Source organism: Rhodohalobacter sp. SW132 (genome assembly GCF_003390325.1).
Classification (GTDB): domain Bacteria; phylum Bacteroidota; class Rhodothermia; order Balneolales; family Balneolaceae; genus SW132.
In genome coordinates, this window is sequence record NZ_QUOK01000023.1 from 1 (window position 1) to 3,661 (window position 3,661).

Genomic DNA, 3,661 nt, shown 5'->3' on the forward strand with positions numbered 1-3,661 from the left:
ATGATTCACCCGCATCCGCGGGTTGTTTGGCATTTTCACCAACTATCAACGAATCAAGACATTTCCATGCCTATACGTTCGCTCAGCCAACCATTTCTGGCCCCTACCCACCGGGGCGAACCCTAAACTTCGCGCAGCCGGTGCATTTCTGGTCCCGACTCATCGGGGCGAATACTCAACAGTTCAACACTCCGCACAAGCGAGATCTGGTTCATGACTCAGATATCGTTTAATCACAAATCTTTCCACTGAGAGTCAGTAAATGGAAATACAAACAGAAACGGGCCTTCCGGCCCGTTTCTGTTTTTAACTCTTTTCGATATGTGAAGCTGATTTACTTAATCAGCGTCATCTTTTTCGTGAAGCTCTGTTTGTCTGTGACAAAGCGGTAGAAGTAGACCCCGCTCGATAGGTGGTCAGCTCGGAACGTGATGGTGTGGCTGCCCGATTGCCGTACACCCTCAGCCAGAACAGCTACCTGCCTTCCGGCCAGATCATACACCCTGAGTGAGACATTTGTGATCTCCGAAAGCGTAAACTCTATCTGCGTAGATGGATTAAACGGATTAGGGTAGTTTTGAGATAATCCGGTCTCCAGCGGACGCTCATCTTCATCAAAGCTGGTCGTCAGATCTTCGTCTGCAGCCGTGGTGAATGTCCATATTTCACTCCACATGCTCTCCGTACTATCGGTCACCGCACGCACCATCCAGTGATAAACGGACTCCGGCTCCAGCGGTTCTTCGGGAATAAAACTCGTGCCGGTCACTTTCTCTTCAATTACCAGTTCTGCCGGGTTCAGGCGAACGGAGTGCAGAATATAGTAGTCGGCGCCCTCCACTTCATCCCATTCAAAAGTGGTTGAAAAAGAGCTCTCTTCAGCATCCCTCGCAGGAGCCACCTGGGCGGGTGCAGGTATTTTCACCACAGGTCTGCCATTATTCTTCTCTTTTTCAGTGGCAAATGACCAGATATCGCTCCACTCCCCATCGGTATCCCCATTTACTGCCCGTACTTTCCAATAATAGTCGGTTTTTGGTTGCAGCGTATCGGAGAGCGTTAACTCCGTTCCCCCCACCAGTACATCCACTGTAACTGACTCCTTTCCAAGACTGCCATAATGAAGAAGGTACGCCTCTGCATGTTCAACCGCTTCCCAGCTGAATGTAACCGCATGGCCGGACTGACCGCTGTTATTGGCCGGGCCAATCAGTTTGGGTACCGAGAGAACTACCGGTGGTTCTTCTGTTTTAGCGGTTTCGAATGTCCAGATTTTACTCCATTCGCCCTCATTGCCATCATTCACAGCCCGGACCTTCCAGGAATACTCCGATCCTGCATCGAGTGAATCCGTCACTGTAAACGTCGTCCCTTCAACCGTTACATCGGTAATAGATCCCGGAGTTGCGGTACTGCCGAAGTGCAGTATATAGGAGTCCGCATTTTCCACTGCTTCCCATGTAAACTCTGGTGTACGGCCGCTATCTGCTAATCCGTTTACCGGTGAGACCATTTTCGGGGCAGGCAGAAGGACGATCTCTTCCGGCTCCTCTTCTTCATGTGCAGTTTCAAAAGTCCAGATCCGGCTCCATTCGCCTTCTTTGTCGTCTTTCACCGCCCGTACCTTCCAGTAATATTCTGTTCCGGCATCAAGTGAGTCGGTCACTGCAAACGTCGTCTCGTCAGCTGTAACATCGGTGATGGATCCCGAAGAAGCGGTACTGCCGAAGTGCAGAATGTAGGAGTCTGCTTCTTCCACGGCCGTCCACTCAAACTCAGGAGTCAGACTGCTATCTGCCGATCCGTTTATCGGTGAGACCAGTTTCGGGGCAGGCAAAATGACAACCTCTTCCGGTTCTTCTTCATTCTCATCCTCTTCAGCCACTTTCGTTCTGAATTCCCAGATGTCTGTCCATTCGCCCTTTTCGCCATCTTTCACTGCATGCACGCGCCAGTGGTGTACCGTCTCAGGATCTAGAGGTTCTTTCACCGTATAACTCGTTCCATACACATCCTCAACCACCACCATTTGGGAAGGATTCGTTCTGTTGGAATGGAGCACATAATAGTCTGCCCCATCTACGGCTGACCATTCAAACGTCGGTGTAAGACTGGTTTCCAAACCGCCGTTTGCCGGTGAGATTGGTTTAGGGGCGGGAAGCTGTACAACCTGCTCTTCGGCTTCCGCGGTCCGGAACGTCCACGCTTCACTCCACTCACTTTGTGACGATCCGTTTACTGCACGCACCTGCCACTCATACCCTTTTCCTTCCTCAAGCGGTTGATCAGGAGTGAACGTTGTGCCGGTAATCTGCAATGTAGAGTCGGCAATCACGGTACCTGGATTCAGGCTCACGGAATAAATAAGGTAATAATCAGCCCCATCTACAGCACTCCACTCAAAGGTTGGGGTGATGCTGCTGTTCTCCTCATCTTTCGCTGGCAAAATTTTCTCCGGAATATCAAGCTGTACAATCTCCTCTTTGGCCGGTTCAGTTACAAAAGTGCGCTCTTCACTCCAGTTGCTCTGTCTGTCTTCCTGCAAGGCACGCACCCGCCAGGTATACTGCTCTTCCGGTTCCAGAGAGTTACTGAACGTATATCGAGTTCCGGGAATTTCCACATCAATCTTAGTCTCACCGTCGGAGCTGCGAATGACCGTCAGCTGATGAGCATCCGCCCCTTCAGACGCCGTCCATTCAAAGACGGGGTTCAGGCTGACATTCACCGCATGATTCGCAGGTGACACCTGTTTCGGTACAGGAAGCTGTTCCACCACTTCCTCCTCCATCTCGGTAGTAAATGACCGGATACTGCTCCAGGGCCCACGCTCATCCCCGCGCACGGCTCGGACTTTCCACTGGTACTCCGTTTCAAATTCCAGTGCATCGGCCGGTTGGAATGACGTACCGGTGACCTTTTGATCAATCACCATACCGGCCGGATTCAGCCGGTTCGCATGCAGCACATAGTGCTCTGCACCTTCCACAGCCTCCCACTCAAAAGAAGGTGTGGTGGAGCTGTTCTCCAGCTCATTAGCTGGGGAGACCGCAAACGGGGCGGTTAACGAGACGATCTCTTCGGTGTGGAATGTCCAGACACTGCTCCATTCGCCCTGTTCTCCGTCCACAACCGCATGAACCCGCCAGTGAAACTCCGTTCCGGGGTCCAGAGGTTTTGGCACGGTATAACTGGTTCCATACACATCCTCAACCACCACCATTTCTGCAGGATCCACCCTGTTCGAATGGAGTACATAATACTCTGCACCCTCCACGGGCGACCACTCAAATGTAGGCGTATAGGTAGAAACCGTTCCTCTGTTCTCCGGTGATGCAGGTACCGGTGAAGCAATCGTTATGACCTCTTCTGCCTGTTCCGTTGTAAACTCCCTGTAAGCACTCCACTCTCCTTCAACACCATCTTTTACGCCCCGTACTCTCCAGCTATAGGTCGTTTCATACTCTAGTATTCCAGGATAGGTGATGCTGTTACCTTGGTTTACTGTCACTTTAGATGGGTTACCACCATTAACCTCCAGGATGTAATGGTCTGCGTCCAGGTTGCTCCACTCAAAATCGGGAGTTAGAGAAATATTATTGCTGCCATTTGAAGGGGATTGAAGAGTAGGAGCCGGCAAGGGATCCGGGGCTTCCTCGTT

At 51.4% G+C, this 3,661-nt stretch carries 1 protein-coding gene; it reads right to left on the reverse strand.

The window, feature by feature from the left end; all coding sequences use genetic code 11:
• Positions 1-334: 334 nt before the first annotated feature.
• Positions 335-3,661: fibronectin type III domain-containing protein (locus tag DYD21_RS20705; RefSeq protein WP_147303670.1), on the reverse strand; the 3,327-nt coding region annotated here is incomplete at its 5' end.